The sequence below is a fragment of the Orenia metallireducens genome (genome assembly GCF_001693735.1).
Lineage (GTDB): Bacteria > Bacillota > Halanaerobiia > Halobacteroidales > Halobacteroidaceae > Orenia > Orenia metallireducens.
Genome location: NZ_LWDV01000007.1, coordinates 60,146 through 82,567, shown reverse-complemented (window position 1 = coordinate 82,567; position 22,422 = coordinate 60,146). Strand labels below are relative to the sequence as shown.

The following is a 22,422-nucleotide window of genomic DNA, read 5'->3' as shown; positions in this document are numbered from 1 at the left end:
AGGACAATGAAACTAAAGACACATGAAGATATATCAAGCTTTTTAGAGGATTTAGCAGAACAGATTAAGTCTAAAAAGATTGATGTAAAGACAGGTGAAATATTAAAGGATATAGCAAAGGCAGGAACTTATAATTTAAAAGTAAAATCAGAGTATGAATATAAAGAGAAGGAACTTGAAGCCTATAAAGAGCAGACTAAAACCATGCAGGAACTAAAAGAGTTGTTAGGACAATGAGAGTAAGCAGACAGGCACAGAAACTAATTAAACAGGCTTCTGAAAGGCTTAAAGGCAATAAGAACACTAATGATAGTAAAGTATTCAATGACCTCTTAAATGACCTTACAGAAGCCATTATAAAGCCCACTATTAGATTATTAGATAAAGATATAAGCGACAAGGAATTAAAGGTATTTAGAGAGGATAGGGAAGCTTTAAAAGTTAAATTAGTTAATAAATATATTGAGAAGGCAAGGCAAGAAGGAGAACAGGAAACAGAGGAATTACTTTTAAATAGTGATGATTGGATTAATGACTATATTAATTTTATGATAGAAACTAAATTAGAAGAAAAGAAGCTTTTGCTTCAAGATAGGGAAAAAGTGAACAACTAATTTTTAGGGGTTTAACTGTTAACTATTTAGAGGGGGGAAGCTTCTTTTTATATATCTTGAAAGGGTGATTATATGATTAAGGAAATTGAAGAATTAAAGCAACTTATAGAAGGTTTTAAGAAAGATATTGAAGCATTGAGAAGGGAATATAGAACTAATTAAGGAGGTGATTAAATGAGAACAGAAACTATAATTACACATAATAGTATTGATATACCTTTAAGTGATAATAAGGTTAGTGAGTGGTTTATTTGTAAGAATTACAATGAAATAATTATCAATCTAATAAATCATAATGATGTATCTTCAAAGGTAGAAGTTGAATTTTCAAGTAATGGGCTTGATGTAGAAGCTAAAAAAGAAGTAATTGCTTCAGGAACAGGGCAATTAAGGAATGGAAAAGTAGAAACTCAATTAAGTTTTTTTAGGGTTAAGGTCTATAATGAAGACAGTAATTGAAACCATATGGTAAAGGCAATTGCTTTTTAAAAGATAATTAATAATCAATTTTAAGGGGGTGATTAAATTCATTAGCTTATAAGTAAGAACCACAGGCAATATTGATTTAGTCAGATAATATTGGACAGGAAAAAGGAAGACACCCATAAGTTAAAAACCTTCAAATTCTGTATTTAAAATATATAAATAAAGCCCTATAACTTCTTAACAGGAGGTTGTAGGGCTTTAAAGTCAATTTACAGCGTTTTTAGAGTTAATATTGTTACTATTTATTGATTCTTTATATAAGTTAGATAATGATGCTAATACCTCTTTCACTTGTTTACCTGCCATTCCATCGACTTGTAATTCATTCTTTTCTTGAAATTTAACAACAGATGAAATTGTTCTTTTTCCAATAAAACCATCTATTTCTCCACAATTATAACCTAATTGATTTAAAGCTTTTTGCAACAACTCAACTTCATCATTAGTATAGTTGAGAATATAAAATTTTAAAGCCTTATAGTAATCAATTTTTAATAATTGTTGCTTATAATTATTACTATTAGTAGGTTCATTATCTTTTAATAGTGATGATATATTAGTCGAATTATTTGAATAACCTGAATTATGATAGTGATAAGAACCCACAGGATATCCTGTTCCTTTACTTCTAACATAATGTCCTCCGTTAGAATCTGTTCTACCAGAATGTGCATATATATTACTTGTAACAGTAAAAATTAAAACTATAATTAATAAAATTAAATTGAATTTTGATTTAGTAGCTTTGTTTTTAAAAGTCATAATTATTTATTACTCCTCCTTATGTTATATAGTATATATGTAATTTACATAAAACTATTTTTTTACCTTCAAATAAATTATAAAAAATTCTTCTTAAAGTAAATATAGAAGGTATTACAAGCTTATTTAGAGAAGTTATTTAATAATAAGATTTTGTTTAGGAGGGGTAGGAATGAAAGATATTAATTTAATAACTTTAATTATAACTAATATTATTAGTGTTCTTATAGGTGTTTTAATAGGTGAACCTTTAAAGAAGCTGATAAATGGAGGGTATAAGAAAGATAAAGTACAAAAAAATAAAGATAAGATAATTGATTATTTAATTGCAAACAATAATATTTTTAGAACTAAAGATATTAAGGAGAATGTTTTAAATAAGTTGAAAATGGAAGAAGTATATAAATTATTAAAGCAATTAGAAGATGAAGGAGAAGTAAAGAATTGTAGGACTAATGATGAAAAGGAAATCAAGGATATATCTTGGATTTATATAAGGTAACAATAAATTAAAAAGTAGGGAAATAAAATTCCCTACCTCATTATAAGTCTATTTAAGCTTAATAGTTTTAGAGTGTTTATTCATTTGTTCAAGGGGATTAAATTTATTAAAATCTTGTTTTAAATCATCTTTAAACATATTTATATAATTCTTAACCATTTCAATAGAAGAATGACCTAAAATCTTTTGAAGCCTGAATATATCCCCACCTGATAAAATCCATTTTTTAGCGAAGGTATGACGCATTGCATGGATAGAAGTTATTTTAACCTCTCTATTTCTGTTATACCTTGCAATACTTTTTTTAACAGTTTCAGGGCTTATCTTTTTACCATATACAGTACAGAATAAATAATCTTCTTGTTCTCCTTCTCTATAATCTAAATATTCCTTTAATATTTTAATTAAAGAATTAGAAAGAGGGATAACTTGTGCTTTTTTATTTTTAGTATGTCGAAGGTTAATATAACCACTTTCAAAGTCTAAATCTTTTATTTTTATTTCTGTTAGAGTTTTAACCCTGTTACCAGTAGCAAGAAGATAATTAACTATAACCCAAGACCTATATTCAACAGAAGAGTATTTTTTAATATTAGGTTTAACTAATAGCTTTTCTAATTGTTCATCTGAATAGACTTCTTTAATCTTTTCTTGTGTCCTTAATAAATCAATTTTAAACTTATTCAAGTAACCTAATTCAATCCAGTAGTTAATAATAGACCTAATACCTCTTAACCTTGAATTAATAGAAGTATTATTAAGGTCATAGTTATCTTTCATAAATAAAATAAATTCTTCAATTGTTGTCTTATCAATAGTTTTAATTAAAGTATCTTTAGGTAGAAATTGACTAAAGTAATAATTGTAGGCACTCTTATAAAACTTAATAGTGCTTTCAGATAAGTTTTTAACTTTACAATGTCTTAAAAACTCTTTAAACCCTTCCTCTAAAGTTTTGTCCTGTTTTTTCTTATTCATTTTAATTTTAACCATAAAAAAACCCTCCTAAATTAAAAAATTCTGTCCATTGGATTAGTAAAAAACTTGTTAAAAATCCAGTGTACAGATTAGAGAGTTTGGTTTATTAAATTTTATAAGTATTCTAAAAAATACTCAATTTATTCTCAATTTAAATTAAGTGGTACCGAAGGTGGGACTCGAACCCACAAGGCCACGAGGACCATTGGATTTTGAATCCAACGCGTCTGCCAATTCCGCCACTTCGGCATAAATTAGATTGTCAATTTCCTTAACGACAATTAATATAATAACATACTAATTAATTTAATGCAAGAGTTTTTTTAGATTTTAAATCTTCCAGTTATCTCTTTTAATTCCTCGCCCATCTCAGCCAGTTGATTAGCAGAAGAGGTCAATTCCTGTGAGATATTTGTAATATTAGAAGTAGCAGTAACGATCTCATTACTATGGTTTGCTGCTTCATTAGTAGATAAAGTGATACCTTCTATCTGCTGACTGGATTCTAATAATGATTGGTGAATCTTATTAAAGAAAGTACCAATCTGATCTAAAATAACTTGGCTCCCTTCAGTCAAGTCCTTACTTAAAGATATAGAATGCATAGCTTTATCACTGCCTAGTTGGGTCTCATTGATTAATTTAGTAATCTCCTCAGTTGCTTTAGTTGTTTCACTGGCTAAGTTTCTAATCTCTTCGGCAACTACAGAGAAACCATGACCACCTTCACTACTTCGGGCAGCTTCAATAGAGGCATTTAAAGCCAGGAGGTTTGTATTTTTAGCAATATTATTGATGATGTTTATGATATTACCAACTTCATCAGTCTTATTTTTCAAGTTTAAGATAATTTGATTAGTATTATTTACAGACTTAATCAAGTTATTTAATTGGTCTATAAAAGAGTCAACTAATATTTTTCCATCATTACTTACATCAGTGTTTCTTTGAGCAAATTGATTAATCTGTTCACTAGTAGCGGCTATCTGTTGAATACTAGCAGAAATCTCTTCTACGCTATAGCTAGTCATATCAATAGTAGCTTCAGACTCTTGGGCAGAAGAAGAGACCCTTTGACTTGCATCAGAAAGTTTATGGATATCTTCATTTAAACTTTTGATAATGAAGCGTTGGCTACTAATTAAGTTATTGAAGGAATTTGCCAGATCTCCTATTTCATCCTGTTGTGTTAAATTGATAGATTCAGTCAAATCACGATTTTCAGCACTTTTCATACCTTCCATTAACGCTTGTATAGGCTCAATTATATAGTTAGAGAATTTAACAGCAACTATTATAATAGCTAGGGTAATTCCTAAGATTAGAATCACAATTGTCCGAATTAATATATTAGTAACTTTACTATAAGCCACTTTAGCATTCTCTTCAATGATAACTCCCCAACCTAATGTTTCAATATGTTTATATGAAGCTAATAATTTTTTATTTCCATTGTAATAGGTTAGAAGGTCAATTTCTTTCTTATCCCTTATTCTTTTGTTAATAGGGGAATCCTTTATATTTTTCTGTCTTAGAACCTTTTCACTATAGTTAGGGTGAGCAATCAGTGTGCCTTCTTTATCTATTACATAGATGGTTTTTGTAGCACTATGTATAACTAGTTTCTGTAATTCTTTAAGGTTTATATCTGCTGCAATTACCCCCATGATTCTTGTGTGGTAATCTTTAAGGGGTACCGCAATGGTTACAGTTGGTCTGTAAGTCTGTTCTGAGATATAAGATTTAGAGATTTGAATCTCTCCACTAATAGCAGGCTTAAACCAAGGCTTATCTTTATAGTTATCTAAACTTTCCCTAGTAATAGATGTTAAATCACCGTTTCTATTCATAACATAAAGACTTTCGAATAGGGGGAATTTATTCTTTACTTCCCGCAATGTGGACAGTTGTTTAGTATAGTTCATTGACTTAATACTGTCTAATTCTGAAATATATTCTATCAAATTAATTCTTTGAGTTAAATTATTCTCTAATGTATTTGTAGCATTATCTATCAAATCTATACTCTCTTCTCTAATATCTCTCTTTAATTTAGTGACCTCTTGAGTATAAGTGAATATGCTATACACTAATAGAGGAGTAACTGTTAACAAATCATGACTAACGTAAGTTTGTTTTTAAGTCCAAGATTACGATTAAATTTTAAATTCAACTTTAATTTATAATTTAATTTCATTTTATTTCTGCTCTCCTTCTTTACTAAATTTATATTAAAGCATAGCATAATTAACATCTCATATCAAGGTTAACAGATATGTATCGACTTTATGAGAAAGATTATTATAAAGAATAATGAATAAAACATAAGATAAGTTAGCAAATTAAGATTAATAAATTTATTAAAGGAGGGGCTAAAAATGATTTCTTTTTTATTAGATAAATTAAAGCCTTCCAAAAATAAAAAACAGAATAATTTAAATAGCCAATTAACAGAAAAAAAAGTTTCTAAAAATCTTAATGTAAATTTAGAAATTATTAGAAACACATTTGGGGAAAGTAATGATATAGTGATTCACAAGTTCAATATATCTAATGAATATGAAACTCAGGCAGCTATCATATATATAGATGGGTTAGTTAATAAAGATATGATTTTAGAAAGTGTTCTAAAGCCATTAGTAACTAACTATGAGAACAAAGATGAACTTCCAACTAATATTAAAACAATAGAAAGTAAACTGATTTGTTCATTAGATAGTATTCATTTAAGTTTATTAAATGAAATAATTGATGAAACTTTAAATGGGAATACTATATTAATTGTTGATGGTTTAGATCAAGCTTTAAGTATTTCTTCACAAGGTTGCGAGAACAGGGGCGTACAAGAGCCAAAAATAGAAGTAAATGTGAGAGGGCCAAGAGAAGGGTTTTCAGAATTATTGTCATTGAACATGTCACTTATACGTCGTAAAATAAAATCACCAAAATTGACATTTAAAAACTTTAAGGTAGGTAGAGTAACAAAAACTAATGTTAGTATAGCCTATATAAAGGACATTGCTGAAAATTCTTTAGTAGAGGAAGTAGAAGGTAGAATAAGCGGGATAAAAACAGATTCTATACTTGAATCAGGATATATAGAACAGTTAATAGAAGACGCTCCTAAATCCTTATTTCCTACAATTGCAAATACCGAAAGACCCGATGTAGTAGCGGCAAAATTATTAGAAGGTAAAGTAGCTATTATAACTGAAGGAACTCCTTTTGTATTGACAGTACCGATGTTATTTGTGGAAAATTTTCAAAAAGCTGAAGACTATTATTCAAGAGCATTTTTATCAAGCCTTATCATTAATTTGAGATTTATAGGATTTGCCCTTAGTTTATTGATACCTGCTATATATGTAGCCTTTACAAGCTTTCACCAAGAAGCAATACCTACTCCACTATTGATTAGTATGGCTATTTCCAAAGAAGGTGTTCCTTTCCCAGCTGTTGTAGAAGCTTTATTAATGATAACAACCTTTGAGATACTTCGAGAAGCTGGAATCAGATTACCAAGACCAATAGGTCAAGCTGTTAGTATTGTAGGAGCATTAGTTATAGGAGAAGCTGCTGTGTCGGCAGGATTGGTGTCAGCACCAATGGTAATAGTTGTAGCTTTTACTGCAATTACATCTTTTATGATAACACCTTTGTATGATGTATTGAGTATTTTAAGGATTCTGTTTATACTTTCTTCAAGTTTTATGGGGATAGTTGGGATTAGTGCTAGTTTATTAATTGTTTTAATTCATTTAGCTTCTCTTCGGTCTTTTGGGATACCTTATTTATTTCCATTAGCTCCAGTAGAATTAAAAGACTTAAAAGAAATATTCATTAGAACTCCTATTAAATCAAAGGATAATTATAGTTATTATAATTCATCTGATAAAAAGAAACAAGGTGATTTAGATGATTGAAAAAAATAAATTCTTACTAGTTATTAATATAATAATTCTTTTAGTTTTCAGCGGTTGTACAGGAGCTAGGGAAATTCAAGATTTAGCAATGGTATCTGCTCTAGGAATAGATAAGGGTGAAGAAGATGAATTAAAGATAACATCTCAAATTATAAACCTTAGTAAGTCAGGAAATACCCAAGAAGGAGGGAGTGGAATATCTTTTGAAAATATAACTAAAACTTCTACTAATATCTTTGATGCCATTAGAAATACTACCCTTAACATTAATCAAAAGTTATATTACCCTCATATGAAAGTAATAGTCTTAGGAGAAGAGGCTGTTAAGAATAATTTTACCCAAAATATAGATTTTTTTATTAGGGATCCTGAGATAAGAAGTACGACAGGAATATTAATTTCTAGAGATAAAGCTAGTGAAATATTGAAAGTAATTCCACCAAGCTCTCAAACTATAAATGGCTTTTATATAGATGATTTAATAAAAGTAGCTTATGCCAATTCAATGGTTACTGAAGTTACACTTCAAGATATAACTGAAATTTTAGCAAATAAAACTACCTCCCTAACAGTTCCATATATTGTGATTAATGAACATGATAAATTAGAATTAAAAGGAATGGCAATTATAAAAAGAGAACGACTAGTAGGAAAATTAAATTATAAAGAAAGTAGAGGACTATTATGGGTGTTAGGCAAAGCTAAAAGTGGTATTATAAAAATAAAAGATGAAAAAGGTCAGAGAATATCTTTGGAAATGATAAGGTCTAAGAGTAAAGTAACTTCTCAGATTAAAGGTAATCAAATAACTATGACAATTAAAGTTACAGAAGTTGGGAATGTAGGAGAGTATATGGGGAGCCAACAATGTACTCCAGAAGTGATTAAAAAGTGTATTGCTCGTAAAGAAAAAGTAATAACTGAAGAAATAAAAACTACCATAGAAAAAGCGCAAAATTTAAATGCTGATATATTTGGATTTGGACAGATTATACATCAAGAACATCCACAAAGGTGGAAGGAAATTAAAGATGATTGGGATCAAATATTTCCAAGAATCAATACCAAAATAATTGTTAAAAGCGCAATTGAAAGAGTAGGTATAATTAATAAGACTATTGGTCGTTAAATTTATTTTATGATAAAGTGTATTTATATGGAGGAATTAAGTTATGTCTTTAGAAGAAGGAAGGATATCAAGGCTCCAATTATTTCTTTTAGTAAGTGGTTTTATTATGGGTGCTGAACTGATTACGTCTATTACCTCTATTAATGTTGGAAAATATAATTTCTTAGTTATGATTGGTGCAATAGTTGAAGGAGTTATTATTGCATATATATTTATATCTCTTATTGAAAAGTTTCCTGGAAAAACATTGGTTGGAATAAATGATGTGATTTATGGAAAGTATTTAGGGAGAATCATCTCTAGTTTATACATAATTCATTTTATTCTTTCAATTTCATTACATGTTAGATATTTTGGTGATTTCTTTTTAAGTTTATTGTTTCCAGAAATGCCACTTGTATTTATAATGTCCTTACTATTAATAATAGCTAATTATTCTATTAAAAATGGTATTGAAGTTATGACACGTTGCAGTTTCATCTTAATCATCATGTTCGTCAGTGAAGTGGTAATTACAACAGTATTATTGATTCCCCAAATGGATTTTAGTAATTTTCTTCCCCTTTTTGATATTGAACTAAAATCTTTTTTAAAAGCGGTACATGCAATGGCAGCGATTGTTTTTGGAGATTTAATTGTTTTTTTCATGATAATACCCTATGTGAATGAGACAAAAAATATTAAAAAAACTACAATAGCAGGGATACTTTTTGGAGGGTTTATACTACTAATAATACTCTTTCGTAATATTAGTATTCTAGGTGTTACTGCTCGGATTTATTCATATCCTTCCTTTCAAAGTGTTAGATTAATTAATATAAGAGAAGTGATTAGTAGAATAGAAATATTGGTGGTTGCCGGTGTTATCTTTTTAATGTTTTTAAGAGTAGCAGTTATCTATTATAGTTCTATTATAGGAATGGCTAAGTTGTTGAATTTGAGGTCTTATCTTCCTTTGATAACTCCTATTGGAATTATTGCTCTTAATATAGGTCTGTTGCTTATTGAAAATACTATTGAACAATTTGAATTTGGGTTAGAGACTTATCATATATATGCTGTTCCCTTTGAAATCGGGATCCCTTTATTATCTCTTATAATTGCTAAATTTAAAAGAAAGGAATACTTAAATTGATTATTTTAATAGTTGTTGTATTTGTTATGATAATTAGAATTGAGATTCCAAAGATGATTAAAGAAGAATATTGGCGGGAATTAGTGTATTATTCTTTATTGCTCTTTATTGGATTTGTTTTATCAATCTTGAACTTTTATAATGTAGATATTATAAGTCCTATTAAAATAATAGAGTCTATTATTGATAAAATTTTTTGAATTTATATAAATTAAAATCTAGGAGATTTAATCTCCTAGATTTTAATTTATGATAATAGGTTAGTATTACTCATGATCTCTTTTAATACAGTTGTGATTGCAGTATTTTTAGCAATCTCTTTTGCATTTTCCCAATCTTTATTATAAGCTGCTTCAATTAACTCTATTGGAAGGTTAGTGTTGATAGAGATAGCTTCTACTAATCTAGCTTGAGCTGATTCTTCAAGGCTTTCCCAATCTTGAGTAAAGATAGCTTGTACCTCTCCAATAGTTAATCCTTGCTCTAATAATGTCATAGTAACTTCTTGCTTTAATCTAGGAGTAACAGCCTCCCAGTCACCTTCAGCAATTGAAACTAATTCTTCAGCACTTAAGATATTTCCAGTTAAACTACTTACTTTAGTAGCTACATCATCTTTGGTAATTAATCCATAAGCCTTTAGATAACTTACCTTCTTATACTTATCTAAGATAATAAAGGCTTCATCAGAAATAAGCATCTTATCTAAGTTAACTATTTGATTATTCCTACCAATTAAAGTAGTTGACCCTAAACTTAAGTTTCTAATTTGATTACCAGCTTTGATTTTAACCTGTCTAGAGATTGGGTAAGTTTCGATAATCTGTCCTTTAACTACCTCTAAGTTGCCTAAATTAGCAATCAACTTGGCACTTTCTGCTCTAGTAACATTATTGTTTGGTTTGAAGTTACCATCTGGGTAACCGTTAATGATATTTAATCTAGTAGCAATTGCGATAAAGTTACTTGCCCAGTGATTATTATTTACATCAAAGTAGAAATTACTATTTAGCTCAATAGCATTTTGTTCATTATTTAACTCTAAGCTACGAGCTAACATAGTGATAATCTCTGCTCTAGTAATTGGATTATATGGTCTAAAGGTTTTGTCAGGATATCCTGTGATAATTCCCTTTTCAACCAAGGCTGAGATATAACCTCGTGCAGAGTGATTACTAATATCAGTTAGTTCTGTATTCATAGATGTGTTCAAATTCAGAGCCTTAGCTAGAGAGTAAGCAAATTCACCTCTAGTAATAGCTTGATTAGGTTTGAAGTTTCCATCTTGATATACATACATAACACCTTTATCTAATAAAGGACTGATATATTCTAAGGCCCAGTGATTTTGTGAGACGTCTTGTGGTCGATAAGCCATAGCTGGGACTGCTAAAGTCATTAATACTGTTAAAACTAAGATACTTGTTACGATTCTTTTTAGCATCGTAAGCACTCCTTTCTAGTTTGTTTTGTTTTATATCAAAATATTAACATATATTTACGAAAAAATCCATATGATCCTCTTTGTAATTTATGGAATTTTGAAGATAATAACTAGTGATTGGTAATTAGTGATTAGTAAAGAGTAATAATAAATAATATGTTTCGCGAAACTGAGTGTAGTATATTAATTTAGAATGAAATTTAATGGATATATTGTGACACTTTCAGACCTCACCCCCTACCCCCTCTCCTACCTTATGAGAGGGGGAATCAAGACTCTTTTACTCCCTTCTCCTAGTGTAGGAGAAGGGTCGGGGATGAGGTAGATGTTTTGAACTTAACTATCAACTGTACACTGAAATAAAGTGTCGCAATATTACTATATAGCATCATATTCAATTTTAAATTATACAATCTAAGCTATAGGGTATAATAACCCTAGTTAAATACAGACTAAACTTCTATTCTTAAAGGATTTTAAGAGTTTTTAATGAAATATATCAAGTACTAAGATTAAGTTTTAGATTGGGTATGAGCAATGTTAATGATGAATTTATTATTAATAAGCTCTTATTCTTTAAATATATAAAGGAGGAAATAATCTTGTCACAGAAAGAGCTATACTTATTAGATGGAAACAGTTTAACCTATCGTGCTTTTTATGCACTACCAACGACTTTGACCAAATCTGATGGAACTATCACCAATGCGGTCTTTGGTTTTACTAAGATGTTATTGACATTAATTGATAATGAAGCTCCCGACTCTATTGGGGTTGCTTTTGATGTGGGGAAGAAGACCTTTCGCCATCAGGCTTATGAGGATTATAAAGGAACTAGAGAGAAGACACCTGATGAGTTAAGACCACAGTTTAAGTTAGTAAAGGATGTTTTAGAGGCTTTAAAGATACCTTTCTTTGGAATGGAGGAGTATGAAGCTGATGACTTGATTGGTACTTTAGCTAAAAGGGCAGAGTCAGAAGGATATAAAGTTACTATTGTAACTGGAGATAGAGATGCTTTGCAGTTAATTAGTGAGAATATTAGAGTTATGTATACTCGCCGAGGGATTACCGATATCGTCGATTATAACTTAGATAAATTTAGAGAAGATTATGACTTGGAGCCAATCCAATTAATCGATAAGAAGGGCTTAATGGGAGACACCTCTGATAATATTCCTGGTGTTGATGGAATAGGAGATAAGACTTCAACTAAATTATTAAAGGAGTTTGGTACACTAGAGAAGCTCCTAGAAAATATAGATAAGGTAAGTGGTAAAAAGAGAAAAGAAACATTAGAGAAGCAAGCTGATAGGGCAAGAATGAGTAAGGAATTGGCTGCTATTAAGTTGGATGTACCAATAGATATCGATTTTGAAAGCTTGAAGGTCTCTAATTTTAATAATGAAGAGGCTTATAAATTATTTACTGAATTAGAATTTACCAGTCTAATCTCTTATATTGGTGGACATAAAGAGGTAAAGGACTTTAGTTATAAAGAGATAGATTCTTTAGAAGGTTTTAGGAGCTTAGAGTTAGGGGAGAAGCTAGCGATTAACTTAGATTTAAGTGGAGAGAAATTAAATAGAAAGTTAAAGAACATAACTATCTCTTTAACTGATAATCAGAATTACTATATAAACCTAAAGGAAGAGGAATTGTTGGAAGGGTTAAAAGGAATTATAGCAGATAAAGAGCTTTTGATGCTAGAGGGAAAAGAGCAGATTAGATATTTATTACAACAAGGTATCAAGGTTGATACTTTAGTCTTTGAGCCATTACTAGCCGATTATCTATTAAAGCCTAGTGAACAAGAGAAGAGTTTTGCAGAGTTGGTACAAGGTCATCTACAGCGGGCTTTACCAGAAGCTGATGATAAAGAGTTATTGATATTAAAGACAAAACTATTATTTGACTTAGAAGAGGAATTAATCAATAAATTAGAAGAGAATGACCTCTTAAAACTATATAAAGAGGTAGAATTGCCATTGCTGAATGTATTAGCAGAGTTGGAGTTAAATGGTATCAAGGTAAGTAAAGAGGGATTAGAAGAATTAAATATTAAGCTTAAAGAGAAGATAGCTAATATAGAGGAGAGGATTTATGAGTTAGCAGGTGAAACCTTTAATCTCAACTCTCCAAAACAATTGGGGGTAATCTTATTTGAAAATTTAGGTTTACCAGTAATTAAGAAGACAAAAACAGGATACTCTACTAGTGCTAGTGTCTTAGAGAAGTTAGAGGATAAGCATGAGATTATTCCATTAATCTCTCAATATCGTACATATACTAAATTACAGTCTACTTATGTTGAGCCTTTAGAAGAATATATCAATGAAGATACTGGAAGGATACACACTACCTTCAATCAGCGAGTAACTGCCACAGGTAGATTAAGTAGTGCTGACCCTAATCTACAGAACATTCCAATCAGAAGTGAAGAGGGTCGAGAGATTAGAGATGTATTTGTAGCAGAAGAAGGTAAGAAATTGTTAGCTGCTGATTACTCACAGATTGAATTAAGGGTATTAGCACATATCTCTGATGATGAAGGCTTGAAGGAAGCCTATCAACAAGGTTTAGATATACATACCAAGACTGCTAGTGAAATCTTTGATATTCCTTTAGATGAAGTAACTAGTAATGAACGACGTAAAGCAAAAGCAGTCAACTTCGGTATCGCTTATGGAATTAGTGATTGGGGACTTGCCAAAAGGCTAAATATCAGTAATAAAGAAGCTCAAGAGTTTATTGAACTCTATTTCAGTCGCTATCCTAAGGTTAAAGAATATATGGATAATACAATTAAACAGGCAAAAGAGGAAGGTTATGTGACTACTGTCTTTAATAGAAAGAGATATCTGCCAGATATTAATAGTAAGAATTATCATAAACGGGAGTTCGCTAAGCGGATGGCAATTAATACTCCAATTCAAGGTACAGCTGCCGATATTATGAAGATTGCAACTATTGATGTAGCAGAGGCATTAAAAGTAGAAGGCTTAAATGCCAAAGTACTATTACAGGTACATGATGAGTTGGTATTGGAAGTGCTTGAAGATGAATTAGAGCTAGTACAGGAGCTAGTTAAAAAGAAGATGGAACAGGCTGTTCAACTAGATGTCAAATTAGAGGTTGATGTTAAGGTTGGAGATAGCTGGAATAAGATGGAGTAAGAGCAGTTGACGGTTGACAGCTAAAAGCTCATACCTCACCCTAACCCTCTCCTCATCTCAGGAGAGGGAACAAAAGATGAAAGAGAAGTATTCTCCCTCTCATTAGTTAAGGAGAGGCCGGTTTTGCATGAAGTGGTCGATAGACCCGAAAGGGAGCTAGGGGGTGAGGTGTGAAATTATACACTGTACTTAAAGGGGGTTATAAGGTGTTATCAGATAAATTAATCAAACAGATTTTGCAGGTTGCTTTAGAGAGTGGTGGGGATTTTGCTGAGGTCTATTTTGAAGATTCGATTAATAATGTAATGACCTTAGAAAATTCTAGAATTGAACGGGTAAAGACAGGTTATGATTTGGGGGTAGGTGTGAGAGTCTTGACAAAAGATAAGGTCTCTTATGCCTATAGCGATGATTTGACTAAGGAATCCTTATTACAGATAGCTAAGGTAGCTGGTGCGGCAAGTCAAGGTACTAGTAAGGTATCGGTAGTGGATTTAACTAAAGGTACAGTAAACTTAATCCACCCAATTAAGGTCAGGCCAGAAGAGATAGAGAAAGCTAAGAAAGCCACAATTATGAAAAGGGCAAATAAGGCAGCTTTAGATTATGATGATAGTATTAGGCAGGTTATGGTTAGTTACTTTGACAATACTAAAAAGGTGATGATAGCCAACTCTGAAGGATTATATGTAGAGGATGAAAGGATACATACTAGAATGATGGTTAGAGCTGTTGCTAGTGATGGTAAGAGTATGCAGACTGGAAGTGAAAGTCCAGGCTTACATATGGGCTTTGAATTATTCGACAAGTATCCTCCAGAGGAGATTGGTAGAGAAGCAGCTCGACAAGCAGTCACTATGCTAAAGGCTGCTCCTGCTCCTTCTGGCAAGATGCCTGTTGTTATTAATAACGGATTTGGCGGTGTCTTATTCCATGAGGCCTGTGGTCATGGGATGGAAGCAGATGCTATTCAGAAGAACTCTTCAGTCTTTGCTGGTAAAGTAGGAGAACAGGTTGCATCTAAGCTGGTTACAGCCGTTGATGACGGAACAGTACTGAATGCTTGGGGCTCTTATGGTGTCGATGATGAGGGGCATCAGGCTCAAAGAAATGTATTGATTAAGGATGGAATCTTACAGGACTATATGTATGATTTAAAAGCGGCTCGTAAAGAATCAAGAGTAGGAACTGGAAATGGTCGCAGAGAGTCCTATCAATCTATTCCTCTTCCTCGGATGACCAATACCTTTATAGAGAAAGGTGAATCTAAGCCTAGGGATATTATAGCTGCTGTAGATAATGGATTATATGCTAAGAAGTTAAGTGGTGGTCAAGTTGAGACTGCTACAGGGGAGTTCATATTTACCGTAGCAGAGGGTTATTTGATTAAGAATGGTAAGCTTGCTGAACCAGTTAAAGGAGCAAGCCTGATTGGTAGAGGAATAGATGTACTCAATAAGATTGCAATGATAGGTGATGATTTAAAGTTGGCTCCAGGGATGTGTGGGAAGGCTGGTCAGAGTATCCCAGCCGCTGTTGGTCAACCTACATTATTAGTTGAAGAGATTACCGTTGGTGGTACAGAGAGGAGGGGGAACTAATTATGTCTAAATTAAATTTAACTGATTTAATCGGCAAAGCCCAAGACCTTGGTGCAGAGGATGTAGAGTTTTACTATGAAGTATCTGAAGATAATAGTATTGAGGTCTATGAAGGTGAGGTTGAGAGTTTAGAATCGGCACATTCTAAAGGCTTAGGAATTAGAGTCTTTGTTAAGGGGAAGATGGGATTTGCTTACACTACTAACTTTAATGATGGAGTGATAGAGAAGGTGATTAGAGAGGCTATTGCTAATGCTAAGATAGCAGTAGAGGATGAACATCGTACCTTAGCTAATGGTGATTATGATTATAAAGAGCTTGATATCTATAATCCCCAATTCCTAGAAAGTAGTGTAGAGGATAAGATAGATTTAATCCTAAATATGGAGAAAGCTGCTTTAGAGTATAGTGATAAGGTAGAGAGTGTGATTAGTGCTGGTTATGGAGATAATACTTCAGAGATTACTATCGTCAACTCAAAGGGTCTTAATCAAAGCTACAAGAGTAATACCTGCTATGCCTATCTTTATGTAATGGCAGGTGAAGGGGAGGAGAAGCAGACAGGTTCAGCTTTAAGCTATGGACGTGGTTTAGATGATTTAACACCAGTTAAAACAGGAGAAGAAGCTGCTAAAAATGCTATAAAATTATTAGGTGGTAAGCAGGTTAACTCTCAAGAAGCACCTGTTGTCTTTACCCCTGAAGTTGGTAGTATGTTCTTATACCTCTTAGCTAGTACTCTAACAGCAGAAGCGGTACAGAAAGGTCGTTCTCTTTTTGTAGATAAATTAAATCAAGTTGTCGCTTCTAAGAAGGTAAGCATTATTGATGATGGAACCTTAGAGGCAGGATTAGCAACTGCACCCTTTGATGATGAAGGTGTACCATGTACTCCCACTAATATCATTGAAAAAGGTGTTTTAAAGAATTATTTATATGATATCTATACAGCCAATAAAGATAAAGTAGAGTCTACAGGTAATGCTCAGCGTTCTTATCGGGGAATTCCTAGTGTAGCACCAAGTAATTTCTATTTAGAAGCAGGAGAAGAGCACTTAGCAGATATTATCGGTGGAGTAGAGAATGGATTCTATGTACATAAGGTTATCGGTCTATTTAGTGGTGCAAATACCATCTCTGGTGACTTCTCTGTAGGAGCTACAGGGCAATGGATAGAGAATGGTGAGATCAAGCAAGCGGTCAGTGAAGTGACAATTGCTGGAAATTTGATTGATTTCCTTAAAGATATCGAAGAGCTAGGTGATGATTTGAAGTTCAATCCAATGGTTGGTTCCTTTGGTTCACCTACCTTTAAGGTTAAGAAGTTAGCGATAAGTGGGGCGTAAGGAGTGACTAGTTAATATAAGTTTAAAAGTAGGTTTATGTGTGAATATTACGATATTTTTATAATTTAGTTTTACTTATTAAAAGGTTTTGAATCGAAAAAAATTCCTGTTTGAACGAAGCAAGAATTGATCAAAAAATTAGAGTTTAATTAAATTTATAATAAGAAATAAAATAAATGATAATAGTCTATACTTTGATTGCTGAGTGAGTTGGAATTTTTTTTAGACCTTTTGGTTACTTTTAAGGCAATGCTAAAAGTAGCACGAGAAAAAGCTGATAAGCTTTCTCGTAATAGTTTTTAAAGTTTTATTTATTTTTAGAATTAAGATAATATATTACAATAATTATTACCAATAATTATTCTTATAATCCCTTCTAATTTTAGTTAAACTAGAATTAGAAAGGGGTAGATTGCATGGAAGAGAGCTTATATTATTGTCCAATCTGTGATAAAGATACTTTACACGATTTATTGGGTGAGAATAATGATAATGTAAGTATTCAATGTACTCTTTGTCATACCAAGACTGTAGCTGAACCAGAAAATTTCCATAATTATGAAGAGGTATCTATGGAGTGGGATTCAGAGATAAAGAGTATTTTAGATAGCTGGGAAGAGTAAGAGAGGGTCTTTAATCAGAAATCTGATTAAAGACCTTTGCAAATAGAGGAGGATATATATGAAGGAATATAGTCATAAGATTAGGGTTACTTATGAAGAGACCGATAAGATGGGAGTAGTCTATTATGCTAATTACTTACGTTGGTTTGAGATAGCTAGAACGGAACTTTTACGACAAGAGGGGCTTATCTATAGGGATTTAGAGGAGAATGGAATCTTATTACCAGTCTTAGAATCCCACTGCAATTATCACCATCCAGCCCTCTATGATGATTTAGTCAAGCTGGTTACTAAGATTAAAGATTTACGTCGAGCTAAGATTACTTTTGAATATGAGATACTCCGTTTAGAGGATGATAAACTATTGGCTACAGGTACTACTGTTCATCCTTTTGTGAATAGTGACTTTAAACCAATATCTTTGAAGAAGGAATTCCCTAAGTTATGGGAGATAATAGAGCAAAGTTTTGATAATAAAAATTAAAGTGTGGTATAATGAATTAAGATTAAGGTTAAATAAAGAATTTTAGGTTTTTTGAATAGATTTATTAATGAATTTACTTAAACTTAGACTAAAATTTATTTAGGAGGTTTAACGATGCCTGAACTACCTGAAGTACAGACAGTAGTGAATACATTATATTCAAGGGTGATAGATAAAGAGATTATAGATGTAGAAGTTAAGCGTGATGAATTGATTGCTAATGTTAGTGCAGAGGAGTTTAAGACTAAGTTAGTTGGAGTTAAGATTGAGAATGTAAGAAGAAGAGGAAAGTATATCATTATTGAATTAGATAATGGTTATTATCTTGTAGGGCATTTAAGGATGACAGGATACTTCTTCTATACTCAAAAGGAGAGTAAAGTAAGTAAATATGATTGTATCTTCTTTAAATTCAAGGGGGAGGATGAGTTAAGATTAGGTAGTAAGCGGAAGTTTACTCGTATCTATTTAGTTGATGATTTAAAGGATGCAGGAAGCTTAACCAAGTTAGGACCTGAGCCTTTAAGTGATGAATTTACCCTAGATAGATTTAAAGAAATGATAGATAAGCGTAAGGGTAAGATGAAACCTTTACTTCTAAATCAGAGATTCTTAGCAGGTCTTGGCAATATCTATGTAGATGAGGCTTTATTCCTCTCTAAGATACATCCCTTGCGCAGTGCTGATACCTTAAAGGATGATGAGATTAAAAGACTCTATTATGCTATTGTTAAAGTATTGAGTGATGGAGTGGAACATCGAGGGACTACCAAGTGGGATTATGTAGATGCTAGTGGAGAGTCAGGTAGCCATCAGAATTATCTGATGATTTATGATAAAGAAGGGAAAGAATGTAGTGAATGTGGAACCAAGATAGAAAAAATAAGAGTAGGAGGACGGGGAACATATTTCTGTCCCGATTGTCAGAAGCAGGGGGAATAATTTAAGATGGGTTTATTACAATTAAAAGAAGGAAGTAAGTATTATCCTGAAAAGGTTATCTTTGAGGATATATCATTACAGATTGAAAAGAATGATAGAATTGGTCTAATTGGAGTCAACGGTACTGGAAAATCGACTTTAATTAAGATTTTGGCAGGTTTAGAGCATCTAGATGAAGGGCAAATCCTAACTAGCAATGATTTAGAGATTGGCTATTTGGCTCAAAGCTTTGGATTAAATTTATCTAAGGAGCTCTATTCAGAAATGTTAACAGTCTTTGAGGATATCTTTGCTTTAGAAGATAGATTACGGGCTTTAGAAGTGGAGATGAGCCAGTGTAATGGTGATGATTTAGAGAAGATAATGAATCGTTATAGCCATCTTCGTGAAGAGTATGAGCAGAGTGGAGGCTATCAGATTGAGAGTCGGATTAAAGGTGTATTAAAGGGGTTAGGCTTTAGAGATGATCAGTTTGATAATAATATGAGTGATTTTAGTGGTGGACAGAAGACTAGGGCAGCTTTGGCTAAGCTATTATTACAAGAACCAGAGTTACTGTTATTAGATGAGCCTACTAACCATTTAGATTTGGAATCTAAGGAGTGGTTAGAGGATTATCTTAATAGTTATTCTGGGGCTATAGTGATTATCTCCCATGACCGCTATTTCTTAGATAAGGTAGTCAATCGGATTTGGGAGCTGGAGAAGGGGCGGTTAGAGAAGTATAAAGGCAATTACTCTTTCTATCAGAAAGAGAAGCCACAACGTCTATTAACCTGGCAAAGAGAATATGAAAAACAGCAGGAGAAGATAGAGAAGACTGAAGCCTTTATCAGAAAGTATAAAGCTGGGGTTAAGTCTAAACAGGCTAGAGGAAGGCAGAAACAGCTCGATAGGCTAGAGATAATTCCTAAACCTCCAACTCTGGATAGAGCCAAAATTGAATTTAAATCCGAGACTGTAAGTGGACAAGAGGTGTTAGCAGGGGAAGATTTAAGTAAGTTTTATGAAGATACATTGATATTTAAAGATGTTAATTTTAAAATCTATCGTGGTGAAAAGATAGCATTGGTGGGAGCTAATGGTAGTGGAAAATCGACATTATTTAAAATCCTCTTAAATAAGATAGATAAAGACTCAGGTCAGATTAAATTTGGAACTAAGGTTAAAGTAGGCTATTTCTCCCAAGAGCATGAAGAGCTTAGTCATGAATATAACCTGCTTGAAGAGATGATGAAGGTTAAAGGTATGACTACAAGTCAAGCTCGAGATGTTCTAGCAAGGTTCTTATTTAAAGGTGATGATGTCTTTAAGAAGGTAGGTACTTTAAGTGGTGGAGAGAAGGGAAGATTGGCTTTAGCCAAACTATCAGTTCAAGATTTTAATCTATTATTATTAGATGAGCCTACCAACCACCTTGATATAGAATCTAAGGAGATATTAGAGGATGCCTTAAAGGATTATCCTGCTACAATCCTTCTTATCTCCCATGATAGATACTTCTTAGATAAGTTAGTTGATAAAATTTTCGCCCTACAAGATAAGACCTTAATAGAGTACTTAGGTAATTATTCCCATTACCGAAGAGAATATTTAAAGTATCTAGAAGAAAAAGAAGCCCAGAAGAAAATAATTCAAGAGAGAAAGAGACAAAATAATGAGAAGAAGCAAAAAAAGTCCATTGATTTAGATAAGCTAGAAGAGGAGATTATGGAGCTTGAGAATAGATTAGAAGAACTAGAAGAGCAATTTAATTTAGAAGAGGTCTGCACAGATACTGAAAAGTTAACAAAATTGCATCAGGAGTATGAGTCTATCAAAACTCAATTGGAAGAACACTATCTACTTTGGGAAGAAGCAATTTAATCACAGTAATGCTCCTTCCATCATATTTTGGTTATAGGTATTAAATATGATGGAAGGAGGGATTTTATGGATTTGCTTGCCATATTTATTTTAGCTTTTGCAGTTAGTCTTGATGGATTTATAGTAGGGATTACCTATGGTTTGAAGAAGATAAAGATTGGTCTTTTACCGATACTTATTATCAGTCTATCTTCAGGAATGACAATTTTAGCATCTATGACTTTGGGAAGGTTATTAGCCAGTTTCCTTTCCCCAAGTGGTGCTGAAAAGATAGGCGGGATTTTACTAATCTTTATTGGAATTTGGTTATTATACCAATCAATTAGAGAACTTTTACATACAAATAATGATGAGGATAATCAAGAAGATAATCCAAAAGAGATATTTACCTTTAAGATTGAGTCTCTTGGTTTAATTATTAATATTTTAAAAGAGCCAGTTAAGGCTGACTTCGATTATTCTGGGGTTATCAGTAATAAAGAAGCCTTATTTTTGGGGGTAGCTTTAGCTTTAGATGCTTTTGGTGCTGGAATTGCAGCAGCAATGACAGGATATGATTCATTATTAACAGCAGTTTCTGTTAGTGGCTTTAAATTTATTCTGTTAACTGGTGGAATTTACCTAGGTAAACAGATTGAATCCTTAGTATTTAGTGATAAAATAAGGCTTTTACCAGGGATTATTTTGATCTTATTAGGATTATCTAAATTATTTTAATAATTATTAGTATCATTATCAGTAATCAGTATCAATCAAAAATAATACTGATTACTGGTACTTTTAATTAAAAAGGAGCGATAAAGTTGAAGGTAGGTTTAACTGGAGGGATAGCTAGTGGTAAAAGCACTGTCTCTAAGTATTTAAAAGAGTTAGGTGCTGTGATAATAGATGCTGATAAGATTGCCCATTCTTTAATGGAACCTAAGAAGATACTATGGAAGAGAGTAGTTAAAGAGTTTGGTAAGGAAATACTCCTTAGTAATGGAACTATAGATAGAAAGAAATTAGGAGGGATTATCTTTAATGACTCTAAGGCCAAAAAGAGGTTGGATAAGACTACTCACCCTATTATTATTGCTAAGATAGAAGAAGAGATGGAGCGACTTAGTAAAGAGAATGATATACTAATAGTAGATGTACCACTATTGATTGAAATAGATATGATAGATTTTTTTGATGAAGTTTGGTTAGTCTATGTAGATAAAGATGTACAGATTAAGAGGTTAATGACTAGAGATCAGATAGATTATCAGAAAGCAATTGCTAAAATTAACTCTCAAATGCCTTTGATTAAAAAGAAAGAGTATGCTGATAGGATTATCAATAATAATGGTACAGAAGAAGAATTAAAATTTGAAGTAATTAGAGTATGGCAAAAAATAAGTGATATTGAGTCTGAATTTAAGTAAGA

At 32.0% G+C, this 22,422-nt stretch carries 20 protein-coding genes and 1 tRNA gene; 16 read left to right on the top strand and 5 right to left on the bottom strand.

What is annotated here, in order from left to right; all coding sequences use genetic code 11:
* Positions 1-6: 6 nt before the first annotated feature.
* The 3 genes from U472_RS03235 (at position 7) to U472_RS03225 (ending at position 1,073) form a co-directional block, all read left to right on the top strand.
* Positions 7-237, top strand: a complete 231-nt coding sequence (locus U472_RS03235) for a hypothetical protein (protein ID WP_068715468.1) — start codon at positions 7-9, stop codon at positions 235-237.
* A complete protein-coding gene (locus U472_RS03230) occupies positions 234-614 on the top strand; it encodes a hypothetical protein (RefSeq protein ID WP_068715466.1) in 381 nt (126 codons plus the stop codon). The genes U472_RS03235 and U472_RS03230 overlap by 4 nt, the downstream gene beginning before the upstream one ends.
* A 174-nt stretch (positions 615-788) precedes the next feature.
* Positions 789-1,073, top strand: a complete 285-nt coding sequence (locus U472_RS03225) for a hypothetical protein (RefSeq protein WP_068715464.1) — start codon at positions 789-791, stop codon at positions 1,071-1,073.
* A 231-nt stretch (positions 1,074-1,304) separates the two neighbouring features.
* Here U472_RS03225 and U472_RS03220 read toward each other — a convergent pair whose 3' ends face one another.
* Positions 1,305-1,862 (bottom strand): peptidoglycan-binding protein, encoded by a 558-nt coding sequence (locus tag U472_RS03220; protein WP_068715462.1) that lies wholly within the window; start codon positions 1,860-1,862, stop codon positions 1,305-1,307.
* A gap of 172 nt (positions 1,863-2,034) precedes the next feature.
* Between U472_RS03220 and U472_RS03215 the strand changes: the two genes are divergently transcribed.
* Positions 2,035-2,364 carry a hypothetical protein gene (locus U472_RS03215; protein ID WP_068715461.1) on the top strand — a complete coding sequence of 110 codons (330 nt, stop codon included), beginning with the start codon at positions 2,035-2,037 and terminating at the stop codon, positions 2,362-2,364.
* 48 nt (positions 2,365-2,412) lie between these two features.
* Here U472_RS03215 and U472_RS03210 read toward each other — a convergent pair whose 3' ends face one another.
* From U472_RS03210 to U472_RS03200, 3 genes are all read right to left on the bottom strand, one after another.
* Positions 2,413-3,357, bottom strand: a complete 945-nt coding sequence (locus U472_RS03210) for a tyrosine-type recombinase/integrase (protein ID WP_068715458.1) — start codon at positions 3,355-3,357, stop codon at positions 2,413-2,415.
* Positions 3,358-3,503: 146 nt separating this feature from the next.
* Positions 3,504-3,591 (bottom strand) — tRNA-Leu (locus U472_RS03205).
* A 74-nt stretch (positions 3,592-3,665) separates the two neighbouring features.
* Positions 3,666-5,432, bottom strand: a complete 1,767-nt coding sequence (locus tag U472_RS03200; RefSeq protein WP_068715456.1) for a methyl-accepting chemotaxis protein — start codon at positions 5,430-5,432, stop codon at positions 3,666-3,668.
* 288 nt (positions 5,433-5,720) lie between these two features.
* Between U472_RS03200 and U472_RS03195 the strand changes: the two genes are divergently transcribed.
* From U472_RS03195 to U472_RS03185, 3 genes are read left to right on the top strand one after another with little or no spacing between them, the layout of a single operon-like run.
* Positions 5,721-7,265: a spore germination protein gene (locus U472_RS03195; RefSeq protein ID WP_068715454.1), complete on the top strand. Its 1,545-nt coding sequence runs from the start codon at positions 5,721-5,723 to the stop codon at positions 7,263-7,265.
* Positions 7,258-8,394, top strand: a complete 1,137-nt coding sequence (locus U472_RS03190; RefSeq protein ID WP_068715452.1) for a Ger(x)C family spore germination protein — start codon at positions 7,258-7,260, stop codon at positions 8,392-8,394. The genes U472_RS03195 and U472_RS03190 overlap by 8 nt, the downstream gene beginning before the upstream one ends.
* Before the next feature lie 43 nt (positions 8,395-8,437).
* A complete protein-coding gene (locus U472_RS03185; RefSeq protein WP_068715450.1) occupies positions 8,438-9,529 on the top strand; it encodes a GerAB/ArcD/ProY family transporter in 1,092 nt (363 codons plus the stop codon).
* Positions 9,530-9,776: 247 nt separating this feature from the next.
* Here the strand turns inward: U472_RS03185 and U472_RS03175 are convergent, their stop codons facing one another.
* Complete coding sequence (locus U472_RS03175; protein WP_068715446.1) at positions 9,777-10,973, bottom strand: S-layer homology domain-containing protein; 1,197 nt, start codon at positions 10,971-10,973, stop codon at positions 9,777-9,779.
* Between the two features lie 602 nt (positions 10,974-11,575).
* On the opposite strand from U472_RS03175, the gene polA reads away from it, so the two are divergent.
* The 9 genes from polA to coaE all read left to right on the top strand — a co-directional run bounded on the left by polA (position 11,576) and on the right by coaE (position 22,420).
* The gene (polA, locus tag U472_RS03170; RefSeq protein WP_068715444.1) at positions 11,576-14,149 is read left to right on the top strand and encodes a DNA polymerase I; all 2,574 of its coding nucleotides are present in this window, start codon (positions 11,576-11,578) and stop codon (positions 14,147-14,149) included.
* Positions 14,150-14,355: 206 nt separating this feature from the next.
* Positions 14,356-15,750 (top strand): TldD/PmbA family protein, encoded by a 1,395-nt coding sequence (locus U472_RS03165; protein WP_068716057.1) that lies wholly within the window; start codon positions 14,356-14,358, stop codon positions 15,748-15,750.
* Positions 15,751-15,752: 2 nt separating this feature from the next.
* Positions 15,753-17,096 carry a TldD/PmbA family protein gene (locus tag U472_RS03160; RefSeq protein ID WP_068715442.1) on the top strand — a complete coding sequence of 448 codons (1,344 nt, stop codon included), beginning with the start codon at positions 15,753-15,755 and terminating at the stop codon, positions 17,094-17,096.
* 416 nt (positions 17,097-17,512) lie between these two features.
* On the top strand, positions 17,513-17,719 hold the full coding sequence (locus U472_RS03155) for a hypothetical protein (protein WP_068715440.1): 207 nt from the start codon (positions 17,513-17,515) through the stop codon (positions 17,717-17,719).
* A gap of 58 nt (positions 17,720-17,777) precedes the next feature.
* The gene (locus U472_RS03150; protein ID WP_068715438.1) at positions 17,778-18,203 is read left to right on the top strand and encodes an acyl-CoA thioesterase; all 426 of its coding nucleotides are present in this window, start codon (positions 17,778-17,780) and stop codon (positions 18,201-18,203) included.
* A gap of 114 nt (positions 18,204-18,317) precedes the next feature.
* Entirely contained in the window at positions 18,318-19,145 is an 828-nt protein-coding gene (gene mutM, locus U472_RS03145; protein ID WP_068715436.1) for a DNA-formamidopyrimidine glycosylase, read from the top strand.
* Between the two features lie 6 nt (positions 19,146-19,151).
* Positions 19,152-21,011, top strand: a complete 1,860-nt coding sequence (locus U472_RS03140) for an ABC-F family ATP-binding cassette domain-containing protein (protein WP_068715434.1) — start codon at positions 19,152-19,154, stop codon at positions 21,009-21,011.
* Between the two features lie 66 nt (positions 21,012-21,077).
* A complete protein-coding gene (ytaF, locus tag U472_RS03135) occupies positions 21,078-21,728 on the top strand; it encodes a sporulation membrane protein YtaF (RefSeq protein ID WP_068715432.1) in 651 nt (216 codons plus the stop codon).
* Between the two features lie 86 nt (positions 21,729-21,814).
* Positions 21,815-22,420 carry a dephospho-CoA kinase gene (gene coaE, locus U472_RS03130; RefSeq protein WP_068715430.1) on the top strand — a complete coding sequence of 202 codons (606 nt, stop codon included), beginning with the start codon at positions 21,815-21,817 and terminating at the stop codon, positions 22,418-22,420.
* The last annotated feature ends 2 nt before the right edge of the window (positions 22,421-22,422 follow it).